We start from the raw sequence: 23308 nt of genomic DNA, 5'->3' as shown, positions 1-23308 counted from the left end.
TGAGTTGAGACCCGTAGGTGAGTCGGGAGGGGTGTCCCGCCGTGACGGCGGGGCACCCCTCCCGCTTTCACGTCTCCTTCCCGTCGTCCTCCCCGGGGTCGAGGGCGATGCCCGCCTCGTAGGCGACGCCGGGCTCGGGCGGGACGGGCTCCCCGGTGACCGGGTCGGTGCAGTAGGCGGCGAAGACCTGGGCCTCGTCGAGCGGGCGGGTCCGCCCGCGGCGCAGGCTCCAGCCCCGCACGGTGTCCTGCCGGCCGGGGCGGTGGCTGCGGACGACGATGCCGCCGGGGTGCTCGGTGGTCGCGCTGGCGGCCAGGACCGTGCAGAAGAGGAGCGCCGACGGCTCGTCCAGCCGGAGGCCGCCCGTGTCGTCGCAGTGGGCCCCGAGGACGGCGACCAGCGGGGCGCCGGATTCGGTGGGGACGCTGCACACCAGGTGGTGCGTCCCGCCGCCCAGCGCCTCCAGGATGGCGCGCAGGGCGCGCAAGGCGCGGGCGAAGGGCTCTCTGCCGGGGTCGTCGCCGCAGGCGGGGCAGCCGGAGCGGGCGAGCAGCCGGGTGGCGTACTCCCAGGTGGCCTGCCGGCAGGCCTCGTCCACGAGGCGGGGCAGGAGGCGGGCGACGGGCTGGCCCTCGTAGGCGACGGTGCCGCCCGCGGCGGCGACTTCGGCGATGTAGCGGGTGCGGCTCGCGGGGCTGTCCGGGTCGAGGCCCGCCCGGTCGCAGTAGTCCGCGAACTCCCCGGGGTCGAAGAGGGCGACGCTGGTGGGCGTGCCCCGGGCGGCGAGGGCGCGGAGCAGGCCCTCGACGTGCCGCAGGTAGGCCGGGTGGTCGTCGAAGCCGAAGCTCGGGTATCTCCGCATCGCGGCGAAGTCCCGCTCGTCGGCCAGGACGGCCACCGTGCTCGGCGTCTCCCTGCGCAGTCTGCGGCGTGCGCTCTGCCGCTTCCGGATGTCGTCGGTGCGCGCCATCATGTTTCCACTCCCCCTCAACGGCGTGTGACCTGTGCTCACTCACCGTAGTGGGAGGCACTGACAACGCCCCCGGCCCGGGGGTTCAGACGCGGCCGCGGGCCTTGGCCAAGTCCACGTAGAAGCGGAGCAGTTCGACGTCGTCGACCGAGCCGGGGTTGACGGCCTTCTCCAGCGGCGTCCCCTGGAGGAGGCGCTTGACGGGGACTTCGAGGCGCTTGCCGGTGAGGGTGTGGGGGATGCCGCGGACCTCGACGACCTCGTCGGGGACGTGCCGGGGGGACAGTTCCGCGCGGATGGTGCTCTTGATGCGGGCGAGGAGGTCGTCGTCGAGCGTGGCGCCGGGGGCGAGGTGGACGAAGAGCGGCATCCAGTAGCCGCCGTCGGGCTCCTCGACCCCGATGACGAGCGATTCGCGGATCTCGGGGAGCCGCTCGACGGCCTCGTAGATGTCGGCCGAACCCATGCGGACGCCCTGCCGGTTGAGCGTGGAGTCGGAGCGGCCGTGGATGACGACGGTGCCGCGCGAGGTGAGGGTGATCCAGTCGCCGTGCCGCCAGACGCCGGGGAAGGTCTCGAAGTAGCTCTCGCGGTAGCGCTTGTCGCCGGGGTCGTTCCAGAAGCGGACGGGCATGGACGGCAGGGGGGCGGCGACGATCAGCTCGCCGACCTCGTCCGTCACGGGCTTCCCCGCCTCGTCCCACGCCTGGAGGTCCGTGCCGAGGGCCGGCGCCTGGAGTTCGCCGGCGTACACCGGCAGCGTCGGGACGGCGCCCGCGAAGCAGCTGCACACGTCCGTGCCGCCGCTGACGGAGGCGATCCACAGGTCGGACGCGACCTCGTCGTGGATCCACCGGAAGCCGTCGGGCGGCAGCGGCGAACCGGTCGTCGCGACGCAGCGCACACGCGAGAGGTCGAGGTCGCGGCCGGGGTGGACGCCGGCCTTGCGGCAGGCCATGACGTAGGCGGCGGAGGTGCCGAAGAGCGTGGTGCCGGTGCGTTCGGCGACGCGCCACTGGGCGTCGGTGCCCGGGTGGGCGGGGCTGCCGTCGTAGAGGACGAGGGTGGCGCCCACGAGCAGGCCGGAGACGAGGAAGTTCCACATCATCCAGCCGGTGGAGGTGTACCAGAAGAACCGGTCGCCGGGGCCCAGGTCGCAGTGGAGGGAGAGCTGCTTGAGGTGCTCGACGAGGATGCCGCCCTGGGACTGGACGATGGCCTTGGGCAGGCCGGTCGTGCCGGAGGAGTAGAGCACCCACAGCGGGTGGTCGAAGGGCACCTGCTCGAAGACGGGCTCGGTGGCGTCGGAGGTGAGCGCCGACCACTCCAGGGCGCCCTCGGGGGCGGGGGTGCCCAGCAGCGGGACGTGCACCACGGCGCGCACGGTGGGCAGTTGCCCGCGCAGCTCGGCCACCACGTCGGCGCGCTCGTGCCGCCTGCCGCCGTAGGTGTAGCCGTCGACGGCGAAGAGGACGACGGGTTCGACCTGTTGGAAGCGGTCGAGGACGCTGCGGGCGCCGAAGTCGGGCGCGCAGGACGTCCACACGGCGCCGACGGCCGCGGTGGCGAGCAGGGCGACGACGGCCTCGGGGACGTTGGGCAGGTAGCCGCTGACCCGGTCGCCGGGGCGGACGCCGAGCCGGCGCAGGGCGGCGGCCAGCGAGCCGACCTGCGAACGGAGTTCGGCCCAGGTGACGGGCTGCGGCTCGTGGTTCTCGCCGGTGTGCAGCAGGGCCGGTTCGCCGGCGCGGGCGGGGTCCTCGGCGGCGCGCAGGGCGTGCTCGGCGTAGCTGAGGGTCGCGCCGGGGAACCATACGGCGCCGGGCATCGACCGGTCGGCGAGCACGCGCTCGCTGGGGGTGGAGAAGCGCACGTCGCACCACTCGGTCAGGGCCCGCCAGAAGCGCTCGGGTTCGGCGACGGACCAGCGGTGCAGCGCGGCGTAGCTCGCGGCGGGGTCGCCGGGCACGGGGGCGGGGGCGCCGTGCTCCTCGGCCACCCGGGCGTGGAAGCGGGTGATCCGGGCGCGGGCGACACGGTCGGCGTCCGGCCGCCAGAGGGGTTCGTGCTGGTCGGCGGGGTGCGGTGCGGTGGTCATCGGCTGCTCCCGGCTCTGCGCGTCGTGGGCGGGGGGCCGCGCGGGCCGGGTGGGCGCGGGTGCGCGGCTGACCAGGACGATGCCACGTGATCGACTTCCGCACCAGGGGTGTCGGCTCACATCCGGCGGCGGCCGGCGGGCAGCGGGCCTTCCCCGGGTGAACGGCGGCCGAAGGCGCCCCGTCCGGTGGTCCGCCGGTGGCAGGGTGGGGCGCATGGATGCGCATGACCTGGGACGGTCGGTCAAATGGGTGACGTCGTTCAGGACGGTGGGGGCGGCGCGGGTGCTGCGTTCGGTGCGGGCCGCCTGGTGGCGGCGGCGCGCGGACGCGGTGGGGCTCGCCGGGCCGGGGCCCGAGCGGGCGCGGGTGCCCGGTGCGGCGCGGGGCGCCGAACCGGCGCCGGGCGGGGGTGTCGTGCACTTCGCGCGGTCCTCGCTGCGGGTGCGGGTGGCGGCGGGCGGCGCGGTGTTCTGCGGCTGGGACGGGGCGGCGCCCGAGCCCTCGTACGCGCTGGCCGGTCCGGTGCCGGAGGCGGACGAACGGGCGGTGCTGGAGCCCGACCGGGACGGGGGCTGGCGGGTGGTGTCCGAGCGGGTGCTGGTGACGGTGTCGCGGCACGGGGCGGTGGAGGTGCGGACGCCGGGCGGCGTGGTGCTGCGGCGCGACCATCCGCCGCGCTGGTGGGACCGGGCGGACGCGGCGGGTCCGGCGGGACGGGCGGCGGGCGGGGCGGGGCCGCGCTGGGCGCAGCGCTCCGAAGTCCCCGCCGACGCGCGGTTCTTCGGCCTGGGCGGCCGGTCGGCCGGGCCGCGGCTGCGGGACGGGACGTACCTGCTGTGGAACGAGGATCCGGGCGGGTCGTTCGGGCCCGGGGACGATCCGCTCTACATCACCATGCCGGTGCAACTGGTGGTGGCCGACGCCGGGACGCACCTGGTCTTCCACGACAACTCCTGGGAGGGCCGGGTGACGCTGTGGGAGGGCGAGGAGGGCGGGGGGTCGGGGCACGACCGGCCGGGCCGGTGCGAAGTGCGCGCGGCCGGCGGGCCGTTGCGCACCTGGGTGATCACCGGTACGCCGGCGCGGGTGCTGGGCGGCTGGTCGGCGCTGACGGGCCGTGCGGCCGTGCCGCCCGCGTGGGCGCTGGGTCCGCAGCACGCGCGCTGGGGGTTCGGGAGCGCGGACGAGGTGCGGCGGGTGGTGGCGGGGTACCGGGAGCGCGGGCTGCCGCTGTCCGCGGTGCATCTGGACATCGATCACTACCGGGGGCACCGGGTGTTCACGGTGGACCGTGAGCGGTTCCCCGATCTGCCCGGCCTGGCGGCCGAGTTGCGGGAGCGGGGCGTCCGGCTGGTGTCGATCGTGGACCCCGGGGTGAAGGCGGAGCCGGGGTGGGAGGTCTTCGACGGCGGGCTGGCGGCGGACGCGTTCGTCCGCGACGCGCGGGGGCGGGTGGTGCGCGGCGAGGTGTGGGCCGGGACGTCGGTCTTCCCCGACTTCACCGATCCGCGGGCGCGGGAGTGGTGGGGCGGGCTGTACGCGGAGCGGCTGGCGCAGGGCTTCTCGGGGTTCTGGCACGACATGAACGAGCCGGCGGCGTTCGCCGCGTTCGGCGAGCACACGCTGCCGCGGTCGGCGCGGCACGCGCTGGACGGCGCGGGCGGTGACCACCGCGCCGCGCACAACGTGTACGCGCTGTGCATGGCGCGGGCCGGTTACGAGGCGCTGCGGGCGCTGCGGCCGGACGAACGGCCGTTCCTCTTCTCGCGGTCCGGCTGGGCCGGGATGCAGCGGTACGGGGGGACGTGGTCGGGGGACGTGGTGACGGGCTGGCCCGGGCTGCGGGCGTCGCTGGCCCTGGTGCTGGGGCTGGGGCTGTGCGGGGTGCCGTACTCCGGGCCGGACGTGGGGGGTTTCACGGGGTCTCCGTCGCCGGAGCTGTATCTGCGCTGGTTCCAGATGGGCGCCTTTCTGCCGTTGTTCCGTACGCATTCGGCGATCTCGGCGGGGCGGCGGGAGCCCTGGGAGTTCGGGGCGGAGGTGCTGGCGCACGCGGCGGCGGCGCTGCGGGAGCGGGTGCGGCTGCTGCCGTACTTCGTCACGCTCGCGCATCTGGCGCGGCTGACCGGCGCGCCGTACGCGCGGCCCGTGTGGTGGCGTTCTCCGGAGGACCGGGCGCTGCGTGACTGCGAGGATCAATTCCTGTTGGGGGACGCGTTGTTGGTGGCTCCGGTGCTGGAGCCGGGTGCCTCGCGGAGGGCGGTGCGGCTGCCGCGGGGGCGGTGGTACGACGTGGCGACGGAGCGGGCGTACGAGGGGCCCGGGCAGGTGCTGCTGGACGCGCCGTTGTCGCGGATCCCGGTGCTGGCGCGGGCGGGGTGTGTGATTCCGGTGGCCTCGTCCTCCGGTGGCGGGGGTGTGGAGTTGGAGGTGTGGGCGCCGGCGCCGGGGGTGGGTGTGGGGCGTTCGGAGGGTGGGGTGGTGGTCGTGGAGCCGGCCGGGGTGGTGGAGCGGTTTGTGACGGGGTGGCGGGAGGGGGCTGTGGTGGTGGGGCGGGAGGGTGGGGGCGAGGTGGGCTATCGGGTGCGGGTGCGGGGTGTTTGAGGGGGTGCGCCCCGGTCGCCTCCCCCGGAGGGGCACCGGGGCACCTGTCACAAGGCGCGCAAGCCCGCTATCACCAGGCGCAGCACGCTCTCCTCCGGCAGTTCCGCCGGGGGGATCGGTCGGTCGATGCGGACGACGCCCGCTTCGAGGAGGTCGCCGACGAGGACGCGGACGACGCCCGGCGGAAGTTCCAGCAGGTCGGTGAGTTCGGCGACGGAGCGGGGGCGGGGAGCGGTGAGCTCGGCGATGCCGATGTGCTCGGGGCCGAGATGGGTGTCCGTGCCGCCGACGGATCGCAGGGCGATGACGAACGCCGTCCGGTCGAGCCGTCCTTCCGCCCCGCCCCGTGTGCGCCCCCGCGTCATCGCGTACGGCCGGACCACCGGTCCGGCTGCGTCGTCGTACCAGTGCCCGTCCGTCCGGTCCGTCATCCGCCGGCGGCCTCGCCGGTGCGCGGGGCGCTGGCCAGGTGGGCTCCGACGCGCTTGACGAGCAGGGTCATCTCGTAGGCGACGAGCCCGATGTCGGAGTCGGCGGCGGCGAGCACGGCGAGGGCGCTGCCGTGCCCGGCGGCGGTGACGAACAGGAAGGCGCCGTCGAGTTCGACGACGGTCTGGCGGACCTCCCCGGCGTCGAAGCGGCGTCCGACGCCCTTGGCGAGGCTGTGGAAGCCGGAGGCGACGGCGGCCAGGTGCTCCCCGTCCTCGCGGCCGAGGTCCTTGGAGGCGCCGAGGGCCAGGCCGTCGCCGGACAGGACGAGGGCCTTGCGGATGTCGGCCACGCGCTCGACGAGGTCGTCGAGGAGCCAGTTGAGGTTGCCGCCGGCGTCCGTCGCCGGTTCCGCGGCTGCCGATGCGTTGCGTATGGCGGTCATCGACCGTCCCTTTCGTCAGTGGTTCCGGTGGTTCCCGTGATTCCCGTGGTGTCGTTCTCGTGCTCGGTCGCGTCCGCCCGGCCGCGGCGCCAGCCCCGCTGGAGGGAGGCCATGCGGGCGCGGACGTCCTCGGCGTCGCGCACCGCCTCATGGGCGGAACGTTCCGCCGGGCGCGCGGCGGGTGCGGTGCGGCGCACCCGCCGGGGCAGGACGGGGGTGTCCTCGTCGTGGTCGCCGGGGCGTTCGTGGGAGGGCGTCTCGAACGGGCCGGGCCGGGGGGCGAGTTCGACGGGCTCGACGAGGGAGGGCCCGGCCGGCCGCGCGTCCGAGAGGAGGGCCGCGGGGAGGAGGACGACGGCGGTCGTGCCGCCGTAGGGGGACGGCTGGAGGGAGACGCGCACTCCCTGGCGGCGGGCGAGGCGGCTGACGACGAACAGCCCGAGCCGGTCGGTGTCGGAGAGTTCGAACTCCGGCGCCTCGGCGAGGCCGAGGTTGGCCTCCGTGAGGGCGTCCGGGTCCATGCCCAGGCCGCGGTCGTGGATCTCCAGGGTGAAGCCGTTGGGCACCCGCTCGCCCACGACCTGGACGGCGGTGTGCGGCGGGGAGAAGACGGTCGCGTTCTCCAGGAGTTCGGCCAGCAGGTGGGTGAGGTCGGCGACGGCGGGCCCCTGGACGGCGAGGGCGGGCAGCCGCCGCACCTCGATGCGCTCGTACGCCTCGACCTCGCCGACGGCGGCGCGGACGACGTCCATCAGCCGCACGGGCCGGCGCCACTGCCGGGAGGGCGCGGCGCCGGAGAGGATGACGAGGCCCTCGGCGTGGCGCCGCATGCGGGTGGTGAGGTGGTCGAGGCGGAAGAGGTCGGCGAGTTCGTCGGGGTCGTCGGTGCGCCGTTCCATGGTGTCGAGCAGGGCGAGCTGGCGGTGCAGCAGGACCTGGGAGCGGCGGGCGATGTTGACGAAGACGTCGGAGACGCCGCGCCGCAGGTCGGCCTGTTTGACGGCGGCTTCGACGGCGGCGCGTTCGAGGGTGTTCAAGGCCCGTCCGACCTGGCCGAGTTCGTCGTCGGGGTGGTCGCGGCGGGGTGCCTCGGCCTCCACGTCCACCGGTTCGCCGGCGGCGAGGCGGCGCAGGACGGCCGGGAGGCGGACGCCGGACGCCTCGTGGGCGTCGCGGCCGATGCGGCGCAGGTCGCGGACGAGTCCGCGGCCGGTGCGCCAGGAGACGACGACGGAGGCGACGAGCGCGGCGAGGCCGAGGACGCCGGCGAGGGCGGCCTTGGTGAGCACCCAGGTGGCGACGGGGTCGAGGCGGTCCTGGTGGCGGCGGTTGGCCTCGGCGTCGAGCCGGGCGAGGTCGGCGAGGACGGTGCTCGCGGCGGTCCGCCAGCGGGCGGCGGCCACGGCGCGGGCCGCGCGGCCGGGCCCGGCGAGGACGACGGCGTTCTCGGCGTCCTCCAGGGCGCGGGCCTCGGTGCCGCGCCAGTAGTCGTCGAACATCTCGCGGTCCTCGGCGGGCAGGACGGCGACGTTGGTCCGGTAGAGGACGGTGCGTTCGGCGATGTGGTCGGAGAAGGCGCGGAGCCGGCGCGCGTCCATGCCCTCGCCGGCGGAGGCGGCGGCGAAGAGGGCGTCCGCGCGGGAGAGCGCCTCGCGGGAGGAGCCGAGGCCGACCAGGGCACGCCGCTGCTGTTCGAGGCCGGCGTCGCTGACGGAGCCGAGGAGGGTGAGGAAGTCGATGTGGGCCTCGATGACGGCGTCGTACGTCCGGGAGGCGGCGTCGTGCGGGACGGAGTCGGCGCGGACCTGGGAGCGCAGGGCGGGGAGGCGGTCGAGGCGGCGTTCCATGGCGGCGAACCAGTCCGCGGCGGCGGGGCTCATGTCGTCCCGGACGTCGCGGCCGGCGCCGGAGCGCAGGGCCGCGCGGGCCTGGTCGGTGGCGCCCTCGGCCCGGCGCAGGGCGGTGAGCGCGGTGGCGCGGGCGCGGGAGGGCGCGGCGCCGGGGCGGGGGCGGGGGGTGGCGAGGACGACGAGGGCCTGGCGGCGTTCGGTCTGCAGGGCCGTGATGACGTCCTCGGCCGGGTCGCCGAGGGCGCGGGAGACCTTCGCGGCGGTGAGCAGGTCGGCGGCCTCCTTGCCGGTGATCGCCGTGGCGAAGGCCCACAGCACGGTCAGGGACAGCAGGGGCACCAGCAGCAGTCCCACGATCTTCCGGCGGATCGACTTCCCGCGAAAGGGCACGTTCCCGCGAAAGGGCATGGCCTCCCCCACTGCACCCCGTGGCACGGGGGTGGTGCTCCGACAGTGATGCGGTGCGTGAGCCTACTACTGCGGGATGAGGGCTCGAAGGGCTGTACGCCCCTGCGGAGCAGGGGCGTTGAGCAAGTCGTCCGACTTCTCCCGGGATTCCCGGACTTCTTCCGTCCGTTCTTGGCGCGGCCACCCGTTGGAGGGAAAAATTCCGGTTCGGTGCGACAGCGGACGCCCACCGTGCCGCCCGTCCCCCGCCCAAGTGGCCGGACGTGCACGCCGGTTCGCGCACCGGGCCGGCCGTCGCCGCGTACCCTCCGGGCGGAGACCCCGGACGCTGTCCGGCGCCGGCGCACGCGGGCCCGCCGCCCGGGTTATTTTGGGCACACCTGCGGGAAAAGCCCGAGCACGGGCAGCCACTGGGGGAGGTGAGCCGTCATGGACGGGACACGCCGGGTGGAACGTCCCGGGGCGCGCAGACCGTTGTGGATCGAGGAACCGGTCCACCGGCCCCGGATGCCCGACCCCGTGCGCGCCGCGGCGGTGCGCGCGGTGCTCCTCGTGGCGCTGACGCTGTTGCAGGCGATGGTCGTGCTGCTCCTCACCCTCGCCGGCTCCTGGTGGGCGTTCCCCGTGCTGCTGTCCACCGTGGCCGGCGTCGTCGCGACGACGTGGTGCGTGCTGGACGTCTGGGTGACGCGGCAGGTGTGGCGCCAGCGGCACGGGGTGGTCTCGGTGCCGAGCAGCACGGCGCGCGAGGTGCGCCGGGTGCGGCGGCCGCGCTATCCCTGACCGCCGTACCCGTGCTCCCGTACGGCCCTTACCGGGCCGGCACCGGCTCGCGCTCGTCCCCGCCGGGCGGGACCGCCTCCGGCGGGCGGCGGAACATCCGCGTCGCCGTGATCTCGCCGTGCACCGGCTCCGACTCCGGGTCCTGCTGCGGCAGGCCCGGCCGCAGGTGCTCCTCGACGCTGATGTACTTCAGGCCCGCCCGCAGGTCCGCGTCGTTGCGCAGCCTGATCACCAGCGGGAACTCGGCCAGTGCCGTGGTGTCGAACAGGCCCGTCGTGTAGAGGAGCTGGACGCCCAGCGCGTCGGCCACGGCCCGCTGGAGCTCCAGCAGATAGGTGGCGTTGGCCCGGCCGATGGGGTTGTCCAGGAACAGCGTGCCCGCGTGCTTCTGCCGGTCGCGGCCGCGGTCGTTGCTGCGCAGCGCCGCCATCGTGCAGTACAGGGCGATGGCCGCCGTCAGCAGCTGGCCGCCCGAGAACACGTCGCCCATCTGTCCGACCGGCACCCGCTCGGCGCGCAGCACCGCGTCCGGCTTGAGGATCTCGACGGCCACGCCGCGCGGCAGCAGCGCCGCCCGGACGCCGCGCAGCAGCAGCGACATGCCGTCGCGGCGCAGGTCGGAGTTCTTCTTGACGGCGGAGCGGGTGGCCTCGTCGATGACCTCGCCGAGCCGCTCGGTGAGGGTGCTCTGGTCGGGGTCCTCGAAGCGGATCCGCAGGAACTCCTGCCCGGACCACTCCCCCAGCCCCTCCGGCAGCCGCGACAGCCGCTGGGCCGAACGCAGCGTGGTCAGCGAGGACTCCACCAGGCCGCGCAGCCGGTCGACGATGCTGTCGCGGTTGCGCTCCAGCTGCTCCAGCTCGTCGGTCAGCACCCGCAGCCGGGGCGCGAAGGCGTCCGCCCAGGCCGCGGCGTGCTCCGGGAGCGCCGCGGCGGGCAGTTCTCGGATCTGCTGGCGGGCGGGGGTGCGGACCATCTCGTAGCGGGTGGAGTTCGCGTGCCGGACGAGGACGTCGCTGGCCTCGCGGACCTGCGCCTCGGCCGCCGACAGGTCGCCGGCGCAGCCGCGCAGCGAGCGGCGGGCCTCGGCGGCCGCCTGCCGGGCCTCCTCCAGCGTGCCGCTGTACGGCTCGGGCCGCTCCTCCGTCTCCTCGGCGGCGTTGTCGCGCAGCAGGTCGCGCAGGAGGGCCGCGGTGTCGTCGAAGCCGGCGGCCGCGTCCTCGGCGGCCCGGTGGGCGCGCAGCAGGTCGGCGTGGGCGGCGCGGGCGGCCTCCAACGCGTCGGCGCGGGCGGCCAGTTCGGCGGTGGCGGTGCGCAGCAGCTCCTTGGCGTGCTCGGCGTCGGCGGGCTCGCGCTCCTCGGGGAGCTCGGCGTGCGCGTCGCCGTCGGCCGGGGCGAGCCGCTCGGCCTCGCCGCGCAGCCGGCCGAGCTGCTCGCTCGCCGCCGAGGCGCGGCCCTCCAGCAGCTGCACCAGGGCCTCCGCGCGGGCGGCGGCGGCCTGGCGGGACGGGCCGTCGGCGCCGTCGGGGCTCTCCAGCAGCTGGGCGGCGCGGGTGCGGACCTTGTTGGTGAGGCGGTCGAGCTCCGCCCGGGCGGCGCTCTCGTCGCTCTCGGCCCGGGCCTGCTCGGCGCGCAGGTCGGCGCCGACGCCGACCTTCTCGTAGAGCTGGGAGGCGGCGCGGTACGCCTCGCGCAGCGCGGGCAGGGAGCCGGCGGAGCCGGACTCCTCCTCGCCGGCCTCGTCGGGGGCGCCGGCGATCTCCGCGCGCTCGGCGCGCAGCGCCCGCGCCGTACGGCGCGCGTCGTCGGCCGCGCGCTGGGCGGTGCGGCGGTCCTCGTCGGCGGCGCGGGCGCGGTCCACGCAGGCGGCGGCCCGCTCCTCCGACTCGGCGGCCTCCTCGGCGAGTTCGCGCAGACGGGTCTGCCAGTGGGCGCGCTCGCGCAGCCGGTGGGCGAGGCCGGCCAGCGCGTCGGCGACGCGGCGGGCGCGCTGGGCGGCCTCCTGGCGCTCGTCGCGCAGGGCGGCGGTGCGGGCGGCGGCCTCCTCGGCCTCGGCCCGGGCGGTACGCGCCGCGGTCAGCACCTCCTGGGCCGCGTCGGCGACGGCGCGGCAGCGCTCGGCCTCGGCGGCGAGCTCGGCGAGCCGGCCCTCCGGGCAGCCGGCGCGCCAGGAGGACAGCCGGGCGGCGAGGGTGCGGTCGGCCGCCAGCCGGGCGGCGACCGCCCGGATCTCCTCGTCGCGGGCGGCGGCCCGCTCGCGCAGGGCGTGCCGCTCCTCGTCGGCGGCGCGCTCGTCGTGCATGGCCGGGTTCGGCGGCACCAGGAAGACCCCGGAGCCGTCGCCGTCCTCGGGGACGGGGGCGAGGAGCGCGGCGGCGGTGCCGACGGCCACGGCGGACCGCGGCAACAGCGAGGCGGCGCCCAGCACTTCGCGGGCGCGGGCGTGCGAGTCGGGGTCGGTGATGACGACGCCGTCCACCAGCTCGGGACGGCGGGCGAGGACGGCGGCGTGCTCGGCCGGGTCCACGGACTGGGCCAGGTAGCGCCAGCCGGGGAGCGCCGGGATGCCGTGCTCGCCGAGGAACTCGACGGCGGCCAGGACGTCCGGGCCGGGGGGCAGCAGTCCGCCGTCGCCCAGGGCGCCCAGGATGCGGGAGTCGTCGGCGGCGGCGGTGCGCAGGTCGAACAGGGTGCGCTCGGCACCTGCGACGTTCTCCTCCAGCAGCTCGCGCAGCGCGTCCGCGTTGCGGTCGAGCTCCTCGGCGGTCAGGCCCGGGGCCGGGGCCTCGCCGGAGCGCTGCGCCGGGAGCTGCCCGGCGGCCGGCCCGCCGGGCAGGCCGAGGAGTTCGGCGATGCGGGGCTCGGCGCCGAGCGCCTCGGCGGCGCGCCGCTCGCCCTCGTACGCCGCCTCGGCGGAGGCCGCGGCGTCGGCCGCCCGGGCCGCCGCCAGCTCGGCGCGCGACTCGGCGCCCGAGGTCTCCTTGGCCCGCGCGGCGGCCTGCGCGGCGGCCTCGCGGGCCGTCTCGTACGCGGCGGAGGCGGACTTCTCGGCGTCGCTGGCGGCGAGCGCGGCGCGGGCCGGGTCGGCGTCGGGCGCCGAGTCGTCGAGCCAGCCGGCCCGGACGGCCTCCGCGGTCTCCTGCTCGACCTCCGCGAGGCGCTGGCGCAGGTGGCCGGACTCGCTGCGGGCGCGCTGGGCCTCGGTGGCGGCGGCGGTGGCGTCGCGGTGGGCGGCCTCCCCGGTCTCCTGGAGGACCGCCGAGCGCTCCTCCTGCTCGTTGGCGAGCCGCTCGGCGTCCTCCGCCGCGGCGTTGAGCGCGCGCACCAGGGCGGCGGCCGCGCGGGAGCGGGCCTCCAGCGCGGGGGCCGCGTCGCGCTCGGCCTCGTGGATGGCGGCGGCCACGCGGGCCGAGCGGTCGGCCGCGGCACGGTGGCGCAGCACGGTCTCGGCGGCCTGCCACGCGGAGTGCAGCGTACGGGCGTCGTTGAGCTCGCGGCGCTGGGCGGCGGCCGACTTCTCGGCGGCGGCCAGGGCCAACGAGGCGTGCCGGTAGGCGAGTTCGGCGGCGATCGCGGCGGCGCGGCCGCGGGCGTCCTCGGCGTCGGTGACGCGGTGCGCGGCGCCGGCCACCTGCTCGGCCAGCTCGGCGGCGCGCCCGCGCTCCTCGGCGGCGCGGGCCGAGAGGCGGCGGGCCAGGGCGCGGGTGCGGCGCTCGGCCCCGGCGTGGACACCGCGGGCGGTGTCCCGGCGGGCGCCGGCCTCGGCGATGCGGGAGAGCAGCTCCAGGGAGCCCGCGGTGAAGTCCCGCTCGGCGGTCAGCTCGGCGCGGCGGCCGAGCTTGTGGGCGAAGCCGTGCACGAGGTCGGCGAGGCCGTCGGTGTCGCGGGTGTCGGTGACGGCGCGCAGCAGCAGGTCGGTGAAGTCGGAGTCGTTCTTCACCGCGAACAGGCCGGCGGCCTCGCCCTCGTCGGCGTTCATCTCCCGCTGGTAGCGGAAGAGTTCGGGGTCGAGGCCGAGCTCGCCGAGGTGCTCGTTCCAGCGCTCGTGGATCTCCTCCCACACCACGTCCAGGTGCGGGTACGCCTTGCCGGCCTCGGTGAGGGCGTCGCGGAAGCCCTTCATCGTGCGGCGCCGGCCCCGGGCGCCGGAGGCGCCCTCGGCCGCCGGGCGCATGGCGGTGGACTCGGCGACCGGCAGCGCGTCCAGGCTCATGCCCGGACCGGGGCGGAACGAGTACCACGCCTCGGCGAACTTGCGCGGGTCGTTGGAGACCTGACGGCCGCGCCACTCGCTGACCTTGCCGACGACGACCGTCTCGCCGGTGAGGACGTGCTGCCACTCCAGCGCGACGTGACCGCAGTCGTCGGCGAGGAGGAACTTGCGCAGCACGCCGGAGCTCGCGCCGCCCAGCGTGTTGCGGTGGCCCGGCAGCATCACCGAGAAGATCAGCTTGAGCAGGACGGACTTGCCGCCGCCGTTCTCCAGGAAGAGCACGCCCGCCGGGGCGGGCCGGCGCGGCGGGCCGGCCGGCTCCTCCTCGAAGAACTCCGCCTGCGTCGGCGCGGGCGAGGGCACCGGGGCGCCCACCCCCCGCAGATCCAGCACGGTGTCGGCGTAGCGCGCACCGGCGGGCCCGATGGAGTAGAGGCGGACCCGGGACAGCTCGTACATGGCGGCGGACTCTCGTTGCTCGCGGATGGTCGGTTCGTCAGGACTGGTCGGTCGTCAGGACGGGTGGGTCAGGACTGGTCGGATGTCAGGAGTGGTCGGTCGTCAGGAGTGGTCGGTCGTCAGGAGTGGTCGGTCGTCAGGAGTGGAAGGGCAGGCCGGCGTCGGCGACCAGTTCGAGGTCGTCGGCGTCGTCCGGCGGCAGCAGGGTGGGGCGGCCGTCGCCCACCGGTACGACGCCCAGCTCCAGCAGCTCCGTCATGGCGGCGCTGCCGGCCATGTCGCGCACCTGGAGCTGGTAGCGCGGGGTCGTGCGGTACGTGCCGCCCGCGTCGTCGCCGGTGCGCTGGAGGAAGCCGGAGTCGACGAGGAAGGCGACGGCCTTCGCGATGATGCCCGTCGTCGAACCGGCCAGCCGGCGGGCGTCCTTGGTCGCGCCGGTGGCCGTTCGCCGCGCGTAGACCCGCCAGGCGGCCTCCAGGCCCGGGGCGTCGCTGGCGGGGTCGGTGTTCTCCCCGCCCTCGGCGGCCCGCTCCTCCAGCCGGCGGCACGCCTGGCGGACGAACGCGTCCACGCCGTTGACGGTCACGCGGCCGATGTAGCCGTCGTCGGCGAGGTCCTCCGGGCGCGGGAAGGCCATGGCCGCCACGGCGAGGTGGGCCAGTCCGTGCAGGAAGCGGTCGCCGGAGTCGGCGGTGGCCCGGCGGGCGTAGTCGCCCATCCGGACCGCGAACACCGAGTCGTCGGCGGCGGTGACGGCCATGCCCGCCCGCGTCGACACCTCCAGCACGACGAGCCCGAGCCCCGCCGCGACGGCGTCGGCGAGCCGCGCGAACGCGGGGTCGTCGCGGTGGCGGCGCAGCAGCTCCGTGTACTCGGCGTCGCGGGCGGGCTGCAGCTTGGGCTGCAGCCCGAAGGCGATGAGGCGGGCGGCGTCGGCGGCGTCGGCGGGGGTGAGGGGGGTGCTTCCCGCTGGGGAGGGGGCGTCCGGCTGGGCCGGAGCCTGTGCCTGTGCCGGGGCCTGTGCCGGTGTCTCGTCGACGTCGTGGTCGTCAGTCACGGTTGGTGCTCCTGGTGGTGCGTGGTCGCTGCGCTGGCCGGGGGTGGGGAGTTGTGCCCCGCCCCGCGCGGAGCGCGGCATGGGGGCATGGGGCGCAGCCCTGGAAGAAGCGGAGAAAGGGCGGGCGGGGGCGAACCCTCTCCCGGGCGGCCCCCCGCGCCCGCACCCCCCGCCGCACACCGCATCATCACACCCCCTCCGACCGGTCCGCCGCCATCCCCGCCGCGTCGAGCAGCGCCGTCCCGACGATGAGGTCGGCCCCGCCGAACCCGGGGTCGTCGAGCGGCGTGCCGTCGTCGACGGCGAACAGCAGGGAGGACTCGCCCTGGCGATAGGCCGTGCCCACGGCGGGGCTCGCCGCGTGGACGGCCAGGAGGGCGACGAGGTAGGGCAGTTCGGGATCGCGCAGGCGCGCGTCCGCGAGGAGGCCGGAGAGCCGGCGCGGCGCGTCCGCCGGCAGCGTCAGCAGCTCCATGGCGCTCGCGAGCTGCTCCTCGCTGAAGCGGCTGTCGTCGGGGGTGGCGATGAGATCGGGCTCGGGCATCTCGGCGCCGAGGTGCTCCCGTTCGGCCGGGGGCGTGAGCAGCAGCTCGACGAGGTCGCCGACGCGCACGGACGAGGGCGTGCGCAGCCCCGTGCCGCGGGCGAAGAAGGCGTCCGTGACGCGCCCGGCCCGTTCCAGCGGCAGGGTCAGGACGGGCGCGAGCAGCTGCCCGTAGAGGTCGAGGCCGGAGCGGGCGGCGGGGGAGGCGAACGCCTGGCGGTCCTGCTCGGCGCGGAAGAGCGGGCCGGCCTCCAGCAGCCGGGACTGGAGCTGGGTGTGCCGGCGGATGCAGTCCTTGACGATGTCGACGAGCTCGGCCGCGCGCCGCTTGTGCTCGGGGTCGACGCCGGAGGCCGCCTCGTCGCGCACCTTGCGGATGTTGGTGAGGATCGCGTTCTCGTGGCGGTAGCGGTCGGCGACGTGGTCGAGCGCCTCGGCGATCATGTCGGGGACGGTGTTGAGCCAGTCGACGGCGCGGACGTTGCGGCGGGTGGCGTCGAGGGTCTTGCGGAGGGTCTCGGCGTACTGAACCGTCCGGTAGCGGGCCTGCTCGGCGGCGAGCTGCGCGTCGGCGAGGCGGCCGCGGCTGACGAGGACCTCCAGCTTGACCTCGGCGGCGATCTGGGCGCTGGTGACGTCCGTGTCGAGCGCGCCGACGAGGACGTTGACGGCCTCGTCGGTCGCGCGCAGGAAGACGGTGCCGCCGGGGCCGGGGACCTCCTCGATGAGCTTGAAGTCGTAGTCACGGCGGACGTAGGCGCCGTCGGTGCCGAACGTGCCGTAGACGACGCGGAACCCGCGGTCGGCGCTGCCGACGTTGATGAGGTTCTCCAGGACCCAGCGGGCGACGCGCTCGTGCTCGGACTGCGGCCGCTCGGGGGCCTGGGCGGCGACCCGCGGCAGGAGGCGGGTCACTATCTGCTCGTGGTCCGCGCCGGTGTCGAAGTCCATGGTGAGCGTGACGAGGTCGATGGCGGCCAGGGCCACCTCGGCCATCGCGTACACCCCGTACTCGCCCGCGAGGTTGGCCTTGCGCGCGTCGAGGTCGTGCAGGGGCGCCGTGCAGGCGAGCGCGCGCAGCCGGCGGGCCAGGCCCTCGTCGGCGGCCGGACCCGGGGCAGGGCGGTGGGGCCCGTTGAGCTGGGGCGGAACGGCCGCCGGGGCTGGAGATGTCACGTCGCACAGAGTAAGCGGTCGCACTGACATCGGCCGAAACGGCACGGTTCCCCGGGCCCGCCGCCCGCGCCCTCACACCGCAAAAAGGAACATAACGGAGATATTGCACCCAAGGAGGATGAAGGCGGTGGGCAGTTGGGCCTTGATGGGGCCGTACTGGTCCTTCAGCTCCAGCAGGGCCGCCGGGACGAGGTTGTAATTCGCGGCCATCGGCGTCACCAGCGTCCCGCAGAACCCGGCGAGCATGCCGACCGCGAGCACGGCGGGCGCGTTGCCGTGGGCCTGTTCGACCAGGACGGGCCAGCCGACGGCGGCCGTCATCACGGGGAAGGCGGCGAAGCCGTTGCCCATGACGACGGTGAACAGGAACATGCCGACGCAGTAGACGACGACCGCGAGGAAGACCGAACCGCCGGGCAGCACCGCGGTGGTGACCCGCCGGACCTGGTCGCCCACCCCGGCGGAGGCGAAGATCGCGCCGAGCGTGGCGAGCAGTTGCGGCAGGAGCATCGCCCAGCCCATGGACTCCAGCAGCGAACGGCCCGCGTGCAGCGGCGTGGAGATCCGCCGCTCGCGGAGCATCACCATCCCGACGGCCAGCGCGACGACCGAGCCGATGCCGAGCCCGAGCACCGTCTCACTGCCCTTCTGGAGCAGCGGACCGCCGCCCCAGTGGACCCTCTTGAGCCCGACGGCGCAGGCGAGGGCCACGGCGGGGATCGTCAGGGCGGGGACGAACAGCCGCCCGCCGAACCGCTCCGCGCCAGCCGCCCGCCGCTCCGCCGCGCCCTCGGGCGGCGCCCCGCGCCCGGTACGGCCGAAGCCCGCGAGGCAGACCATGACGAGGACGGCGGCGCCCAGCGGTTCGGCCGGGGCGCGGTGGTCGGCCACCCACGTCCCGTAGACAAACCCCAGTCCCAGCAGCCCCCAGAAGAGGGCGCTGCCGTAACGCCGGGGATTGGTGCGGTCGGTGAGCATCTGGGCGGCCATCACCAGGAACAGCCCGCCGACGAGCCAGTGGAACCACTCCGCCTCGATCACTTGACGGCCGCCTTCCGGTCCCACGCCGCCGGCCCGGCGGCGGACAGGCTGCCGTCCAGCCGCACCAGCCGCCAGCCGTGCACCGCGAGGGCGCACACGGCCGTCGGGACCGCCCACAGCGCGAGGTCGAGCGGTTCGAGACGCGTGTGGTACGTGGTGTTGACGAAGCCCGTGATGAGCAGGATCGAGCCGACGGCCAGGAAGACGTCCTCGCCGAAGAAGAAGCCGACGTTGTCGGCGCTGGCGGCGAACGAACGGATCCGCTCGCGGACCTTCGCCGGCAGCGGCCCGTGCGCCCGCTCGGCCGCCGCCTCGGCCATCGGCGCGGCCAACGGCCGTACGGTCTGGGCGTGTCCGAGCACCCCGCCCAGCCCGACCGCCGACGTCACCTGGCGCAGTAGCAGGTAGAGGGCGAGGAAGCGGCCGGCGGTCAGGGAGGCGAAGCGGGCGACGACCCGGCGGGCCTGCTCCTGGAGGCCGTGGTGCTCGAGCAGTCCGATGACGGGCAGGGTGACGGCGAAGATCGTCACTCCCCTGCTGGAGGCGAAGCCGGTGCCGAAGGCGGCCAGCACCTCACGCGGCGTCAGCCCGCCCAGCAGACCGGTGACGATGCCCGCGGCCCCGACGACGAGCAGGGGGTTGCGGCGTGCGGCGAATCCGGCCACGACCACGAGGACGCCCAGAAGTACGAGCATGCGCCCCGCCTTTCGCATCTCGGACCTCACTCGACCGGGTGAGGCGACTGGCGAGGAGGCTAGGATGTTGTTCAACAATCCTCAAGGGTTTGCGCCCGGTCACCTCTCCTGAGGAGATGTCATGACCCGTTCCACAGCGCAGCGCGTCGCCGCCGTCCTCCGCGAACGCGTCGAACGCGGCGACCTGCCGCCCGGGAGCCAGCTCTCGGAGGAGGCGCTCGGCCTCGACCTCGGGGTCTCGCGCAACACCCTGCGGGAGGCGTTCCGTCTGCTGGCCCACGAGAGCCTCGTCGAACACCGGCTGAACCGGGGGGTGTTCGTCCGCGTGCTCGGCCCCGACGACGTCATCGACATCTACCGGGTGCGCGGCGCCCTGGAGTCCGCCGGCGTGCGCGCCGCCGCCCTCGCGCCCCCCGCGCTGCGCGAGGCGGTGACCACCGCGGTCACGGAGGCCGAGTGGGCGGCCGACGACGGCGACTGGCCGGCCGTGGCCACCGCGGACCTGGCCTTCCACCGGGCGCTCGCCGGGCTCTCCGCCAGCCCCCGCGTCGACGCCGCCATGGACCGGCTGCTGGCCGAACTCCGCCTGGCCTTCCACACGATGCCCTCGCCCCGCCGCTTCCACGAGCCGTTCCTCGTCCGCAACCGCGCCATCGAACAGCTCCTGGCCAAGGGCGAGTACGCGCGCGCCGAGACCGAACTGACCACCTATCTGGACGACGCCCGGCAGCTGATAGTCGACACCATGCGGGAGGAACGACGGTGACCGTCCTCGATCTCAACGCCGACCTGGGCGAGGGCTTCGGACGCTGGCGGCTGACCGACGACGAGGCCCTGCTGTCCGTCGTCACCAGCGCCAACGTCGCCTGCGGCTTCCACGCGGGCGACCCCTCGACGATGCGCCGCGTGTGCGAGCTCGCCGCCGCGCGCGGGGTCCGCATCGGCGCCCAGGTCTCCTACCGCGACCTGGCCGGCTTCGGGCGCCGCGCCATGGACGTCCCCGAGGACGAGCTAGCCGACGAAATCGCCTACCAGATAGGCGCGTTGCGCGTCTTCGCCCGGTCGGCCGGGGCCGACGTGGCGTATGTGAAGCCGCACGGCGCCCTCTACAACCGCACCGTCCACGACGCCGCACAGGCCGCCGCCGTCGTGACGGGCGTCCTGCTCGCCGGGGCCGCGCTGCCCGTCCTGGGCCTGCCCGGCTCCCGGCTGCACGAGGCCGCCGACAAGGCCGGACTGCCCGTCGTCGCCGAGGCGTTCGCCGACCGCGCCTACACCTCCGCCGCCACGCTCGTCCCGCGCGGCACCGAGGGCGCGGTGGTCACGGATCCCGAGGCCGTGGTGGCCCGCTCCGTCCGCCTCTCCCGTGACGCCACCGTCACCGCCCTGACCGGTGAGGACGTCACCGTCCGCGCCCGCTCGCTGTGCCTGCACGGCGACACGCCCGGCGCGGCGGCGCTCGCCCGGCGGGTCCGGGACGCGCTGGAGGCCGCGGGCGTCCGGCTGGAGGCGTTCGCGTGACCGCCGTCCCCCGTCCGCGGCGCGTCGGGCGCCACGCCCTGCTCGTCGAGGTCGACGGCACCGCCGAGGCCCAGGCCCTCCACGCCGAACTGCTGCGCCGCCGGGAGGCCGGGACGCTGCCGCCCGTGACGGAGATCGTCCCGGCCGCGCGCACCGTCCTGCTGGACGGCCTCGCCGACCCCCGCTCCCTCGCCGCCGAGATCACGACGTGGACCGTGCCGCCGCTGCCGCCGGCCGAGGGCGACCCGCTGGTCATAGGGGTGCGTTACGACGGCGCCGACCTGGCCGAGGTCGCGGGCCTGTGGGGAGTCGCCGAGGAGGAGGTGGCGCGCGTCCACTCCGCGCTCGAATTCCGCGTCGCCTTCTGCGGGTTCGCCCCCGGCTTCGGCTATCTGACCGGCCTGCCGCCCGAGTTGCGCGTGCCGCGCCGCGCGACCCCGCGCACGGCCGTACCCGCCGGCTCCGTCGCCCTGGCCGGCGCCTACACCGGCGTCTATCCGCGCTCCTCCCCCGGTGGCTGGCTGCTCGTGGGCCGTACGGACGTCACGATGTGGGACACCGGGCGCGACCCCGCGGCGCTGCTGGTGCCGGGGCGGCGGGTGCGGTTCGAGGTGCTGGCGTGAGCGCGCGGCTGACGGTCGTCCGGGCCGGGGCGCTGACGACCGTGCAGGACCTGGGCCGGCCCGGCCACGCGCACCTCGGCGTCCCCCGCTCCGGCGCCCTCGACCGTCCGGCCCACCTGCTCGCCAACCGGCTCGTCGGCAATCCGGACGGGCTCGCGACCCTGGAGACCACGGTCAACGGCTGCGCGGTGTGCGTCTCCTCGGCCGTGACGGCGGCCGTGACGGGTGCCCCCTGCCCGGTCCGGGCGGACGGCCGGCCCGTCGCCTGGGGCGCCCCGGTGCGGCTGCCGGCCGGTGCCGTCCTCGACGTCGGGGCCGCGACGGCGGGACTGCGCAGCTACGTCGCCTTCGCGGGCGGGGTGGACGTGCCGCCGGTGCTCGGCAGCCGCTCCCGCGACCTGCTCTCCGGTCTCGGGCCCGAGCCTCTCGCGGACGGTGTGGTCCTGCCGCTCGGCTCCCCCTGCGGGCCGCCGGCCACGGCGGACGCGGTCCGCCGGCCGGGGCCGCCCCGCGGCGAACTCGTCCTCCCGCTCGTCCCCGGTCCCCGCGACGACTGGTTCGCCCCCGGCGCGCTGGCCGCCCTGGCCGGCGGCCGCTTCCGCGTCTCCGCGGCGAGCAACCGCATCGGGCTGCGGACGGAGGGGCCCGCGCTGGAGCGGGTCGTCGCCGGCGAACTGCCGAGCGAGGGGATGGTGCTGGGCGCCGTCCAGGTGCCGCCGGACGGCCGGCCCGTCGTCTTCCTCGCGGACCATCCGACGACGGGCGGCTACCCCGTGATCGGGGTGGTGGACGGCGCGGCGGCGCTGGCGGAGGCGGGGCAGGCGGGGCCGGGGGTGCGGGTGCGGTTCGTGCCGGCGCGGGGGTGAGTTCTGGCCCCGGGCCCTCCCCCGGAGGGGGTGCCCCCTCCGGGGGAGGCCATGGGGCCAGAACTCACGCGCCCGCCGCCTCCGCCCCGACTCCCCCGACTCCAGCGCCAGCACCGCCTCGCGCAACGCCTGCGCGTCCCCGGGGCGCACGTGCAGCCCCGTGCGCCCGTGCCGCACGGGACCGCAGGGATCACCACTCGCGGGCGCGATCACCGGCACCCCCACTCGCCGGCGCCTCCCGCCCGCTCAAGGAAGAGGCCCGCCCCGGCCCGGGATGGACGAAGACGTCCAAGGAGGCGTGGATACGGGCGACTTCATCCCCCGTCCGGCACCCGAGGAAGCGCGCCCCCGGGCAGGACGGCGCGCAGCGCCGCCGCGTGCGGTCCGGCGCCGGCGAGGACGAGCCGGACGCCGGGCAGCGCGGAGACCGGCGCCGGCAGGTCCAGCCGCGACGGTCCGCCAGGCCCAGTGGGCGGCACCGCCGACGTCGGGCGGAAACGATTCGGTGACGACGGCGATCCGCATATCGCTGTTCTCCACAGCAGGGGCGTGGCTGGAGCCACGGGGACCTTTCCGTCCGGGGAACGGCGCGTGAGCGCCGGGACGGCCTCCGCCCGGCCTCCCTGCGGGGCGGTCAGTCGATGCCGCGGACGATGTGCGGTTCGTCGTCCCCGTCACCGGGGGCGCGGAAGGCACGGAAGGCGTCGAAGCCGTCGGGCAGGGGGGTTTCGGCCTCACCGGGCGCCGGGCCGCCGCGGGCGGGCGCGGGCGCGGCCGGTCCGTCGCCGAGGCCGGGTAAACGCTCCGCCAGGCGTTCTTCCTGCGCTGCGGGCTGTTCCATGAGCGGTACCTCCCCCTGACGAGCCGTGTGGTGCCGGTCCGGGGACACGGGCCGGAAGGGCACCGGCCCCTGGAAGAACACCCTTCCCCGCACACCCGTCCGGTACGCCCCCGGGACATCGCACCTCATCAGATCGGACCATCCACCGCCACGAGGGTGAAGAACGACCATTGCGGTTAAACTACTAGAAGGTCCGAACTCTCCGTTCCACTTGTGGAAAGAAGGTGGCTGACGTGACCGCCCCTACGTCACCCCGGATCGAGCAGCACCCGGACATCATGGCCCTCCGCGCCCATTCGGAGGAGACGACGGCGCTCCCCGTCGCCCAGGCCGTCGAGGCACTCGCCCTCCTGTGCGGCGTCTACCTGGCCGCCTCGCCCTGGATCGTGGGCTTCAACGGCACGACCACCCTGACCGCCAACAACCTCATCACCGGCATCGCCTTCGCGCTGCTGGCCGGCGGTTTCGGTTCCGCGTACGAGCGCACCCACTCCATGAGCTGGGCCGCCCTGGGCGTGGGGGTCTGGACGATCATTTCGCCCTGGGTCGTGGCCGGCCACTCCTTCGGCACGGCCGCCACCGTCAGCAACGTCGTCGTCGGCGCCGTCTGCTGCGTGACGGCGCTCGCCCTGGCGGGGATGGGCGTGAACCGCTCCCGGGCCCGGCGCTGATCCGGCGGGCCCG

The 23308-nt window shown here is 75.9% G+C and carries 18 protein-coding genes; 7 read left to right on the top strand and 11 right to left on the bottom strand.

The window, feature by feature from the left end; translation table 11 throughout:
- Positions 1 to 67 precede the first annotated feature (67 nt).
- Positions 68 to 973 carry a hypothetical protein gene (locus AC230_RS24830; protein ID WP_107082232.1) on the bottom strand — a complete coding sequence of 302 codons (906 nt, stop codon included), beginning with the start codon at positions 971 to 973 and terminating at the stop codon, positions 68 to 70.
- Positions 974 to 1055: 82 nt separating this feature from the next.
- Entirely contained in the window at positions 1056 to 3068 is a 2013-nt protein-coding gene (locus tag AC230_RS24825; RefSeq protein WP_049718532.1) for an acetoacetate--CoA ligase, read from the bottom strand.
- A gap of 214 nt (positions 3069 to 3282) precedes the next feature.
- Here AC230_RS24825 and AC230_RS24820 point away from each other — a divergent pair, with 214 nt between their 5' ends.
- Positions 3283 to 5673 carry a glycoside hydrolase family 31 protein gene (locus tag AC230_RS24820; protein ID WP_049718531.1) on the top strand — a complete coding sequence of 797 codons (2391 nt, stop codon included), beginning with the start codon at positions 3283 to 3285 and terminating at the stop codon, positions 5671 to 5673.
- A gap of 47 nt (positions 5674 to 5720) precedes the next feature.
- Here the strand turns inward: AC230_RS24820 and AC230_RS24815 are convergent, their stop codons facing one another.
- From AC230_RS24815 to AC230_RS24805, 3 genes are read right to left on the bottom strand one after another with little or no spacing between them, the layout of a single operon-like run.
- Positions 5721 to 6104 carry a DUF742 domain-containing protein gene (locus AC230_RS24815; RefSeq protein WP_049718530.1) on the bottom strand — a complete coding sequence of 128 codons (384 nt, stop codon included), beginning with the start codon at positions 6102 to 6104 and terminating at the stop codon, positions 5721 to 5723.
- A complete protein-coding gene (locus tag AC230_RS24810; protein WP_049718529.1) occupies positions 6101 to 6547 on the bottom strand; it encodes a roadblock/LC7 domain-containing protein in 447 nt (148 codons plus the stop codon). Before AC230_RS24810 ends, AC230_RS24815 begins: the two co-directional genes overlap by 4 nt.
- Entirely contained in the window at positions 6544 to 8787 is a 2244-nt protein-coding gene (locus tag AC230_RS24805) for a nitrate- and nitrite sensing domain-containing protein (RefSeq protein ID WP_078871551.1), read from the bottom strand. The genes AC230_RS24810 and AC230_RS24805 overlap by 4 nt, the downstream gene beginning before the upstream one ends.
- 447 nt (positions 8788 to 9234) lie before the next feature.
- Here AC230_RS24805 and AC230_RS24800 point away from each other — a divergent pair, with 447 nt between their 5' ends.
- Positions 9235 to 9588 (top strand): hypothetical protein, encoded by a 354-nt coding sequence (locus tag AC230_RS24800; protein ID WP_049718528.1) that lies wholly within the window; start codon positions 9235 to 9237, stop codon positions 9586 to 9588.
- A 28-nt stretch (positions 9589 to 9616) separates the two neighbouring features.
- On the opposite strand, the gene AC230_RS24795 is transcribed toward AC230_RS24800, so the two are convergent.
- The 5 genes from AC230_RS24795 to AC230_RS24775 all read right to left on the bottom strand — a co-directional run bounded on the left by AC230_RS24795 (position 9617) and on the right by AC230_RS24775 (position 18773).
- Positions 9617 to 14260, bottom strand: coding sequence for a coiled-coil domain-containing protein (locus tag AC230_RS24795; RefSeq protein WP_049718527.1), 4644 nt, complete (start codon positions 14258 to 14260; stop codon positions 9617 to 9619).
- A gap of 136 nt (positions 14261 to 14396) precedes the next feature.
- Positions 14397 to 15398 (bottom strand): hypothetical protein, encoded by a 1002-nt coding sequence (locus AC230_RS24790; protein ID WP_422125628.1) that lies wholly within the window; start codon positions 15396 to 15398, stop codon positions 14397 to 14399.
- A 106-nt stretch (positions 15399 to 15504) separates the two neighbouring features.
- Complete coding sequence (locus AC230_RS24785) at positions 15505 to 17037, bottom strand: hypothetical protein (RefSeq protein ID WP_049718525.1); 1533 nt, start codon at positions 17035 to 17037, stop codon at positions 15505 to 15507.
- A 72-nt stretch (positions 17038 to 17109) separates the two neighbouring features.
- Positions 17110 to 18078: a DUF979 domain-containing protein gene (locus tag AC230_RS24780; RefSeq protein WP_049718524.1), complete on the bottom strand. Its 969-nt coding sequence runs from the start codon at positions 18076 to 18078 to the stop codon at positions 17110 to 17112.
- Positions 18075 to 18773 (bottom strand): DUF969 domain-containing protein, encoded by a 699-nt coding sequence (locus AC230_RS24775; protein ID WP_049718523.1) that lies wholly within the window; start codon positions 18771 to 18773, stop codon positions 18075 to 18077. The genes AC230_RS24780 and AC230_RS24775 overlap by 4 nt, the downstream gene beginning before the upstream one ends.
- Positions 18774 to 18894: 121 nt before the next feature.
- On the opposite strand from AC230_RS24775, the gene AC230_RS24770 reads away from it, so the two are divergent.
- The 4 genes from AC230_RS24770 to AC230_RS24755 are packed head-to-tail and all read left to right on the top strand — an operon-like array spanning position 18895 to position 21783.
- Entirely contained in the window at positions 18895 to 19539 is a 645-nt protein-coding gene (locus tag AC230_RS24770; RefSeq protein WP_049718522.1) for a GntR family transcriptional regulator, read from the top strand.
- Positions 19536 to 20294 carry a LamB/YcsF family protein gene (locus AC230_RS24765; protein ID WP_049718521.1) on the top strand — a complete coding sequence of 253 codons (759 nt, stop codon included), beginning with the start codon at positions 19536 to 19538 and terminating at the stop codon, positions 20292 to 20294. The genes AC230_RS24770 and AC230_RS24765 overlap by 4 nt, the downstream gene beginning before the upstream one ends.
- Positions 20291 to 20917 (top strand): 5-oxoprolinase subunit B family protein, encoded by a 627-nt coding sequence (locus AC230_RS24760; protein WP_049718520.1) that lies wholly within the window; start codon positions 20291 to 20293, stop codon positions 20915 to 20917. The genes AC230_RS24765 and AC230_RS24760 overlap by 4 nt, the downstream gene beginning before the upstream one ends.
- Positions 20914 to 21783, top strand: a complete 870-nt coding sequence (locus AC230_RS24755) for a 5-oxoprolinase subunit C family protein (protein WP_049718519.1) — start codon at positions 20914 to 20916, stop codon at positions 21781 to 21783. The genes AC230_RS24760 and AC230_RS24755 overlap by 4 nt, the downstream gene beginning before the upstream one ends.
- A 634-nt stretch (positions 21784 to 22417) precedes the next feature.
- On the opposite strand, the gene AC230_RS24750 is transcribed toward AC230_RS24755, so the two are convergent.
- Positions 22418 to 22624, bottom strand: a complete 207-nt coding sequence (locus AC230_RS24750) for a hypothetical protein (protein ID WP_049718518.1) — start codon at positions 22622 to 22624, stop codon at positions 22418 to 22420.
- Between the two features lie 233 nt (positions 22625 to 22857).
- On the opposite strand from AC230_RS24750, the gene AC230_RS24745 reads away from it, so the two are divergent.
- Positions 22858 to 23295: an SPW repeat protein gene (locus AC230_RS24745; protein ID WP_078871550.1), complete on the top strand. Its 438-nt coding sequence runs from the start codon at positions 22858 to 22860 to the stop codon at positions 23293 to 23295.
- Positions 23296 to 23308: the final 13 nt, after the last annotated feature.

It is taken from the genome of Streptomyces caatingaensis (assembly GCF_001187435.1).
In the GTDB taxonomy this organism is placed as follows: domain Bacteria; phylum Actinomycetota; class Actinomycetes; order Streptomycetales; family Streptomycetaceae; genus Streptomyces; species Streptomyces caatingaensis.
This window is presented reverse-complemented; position numbering and strand designations above follow the sequence as displayed.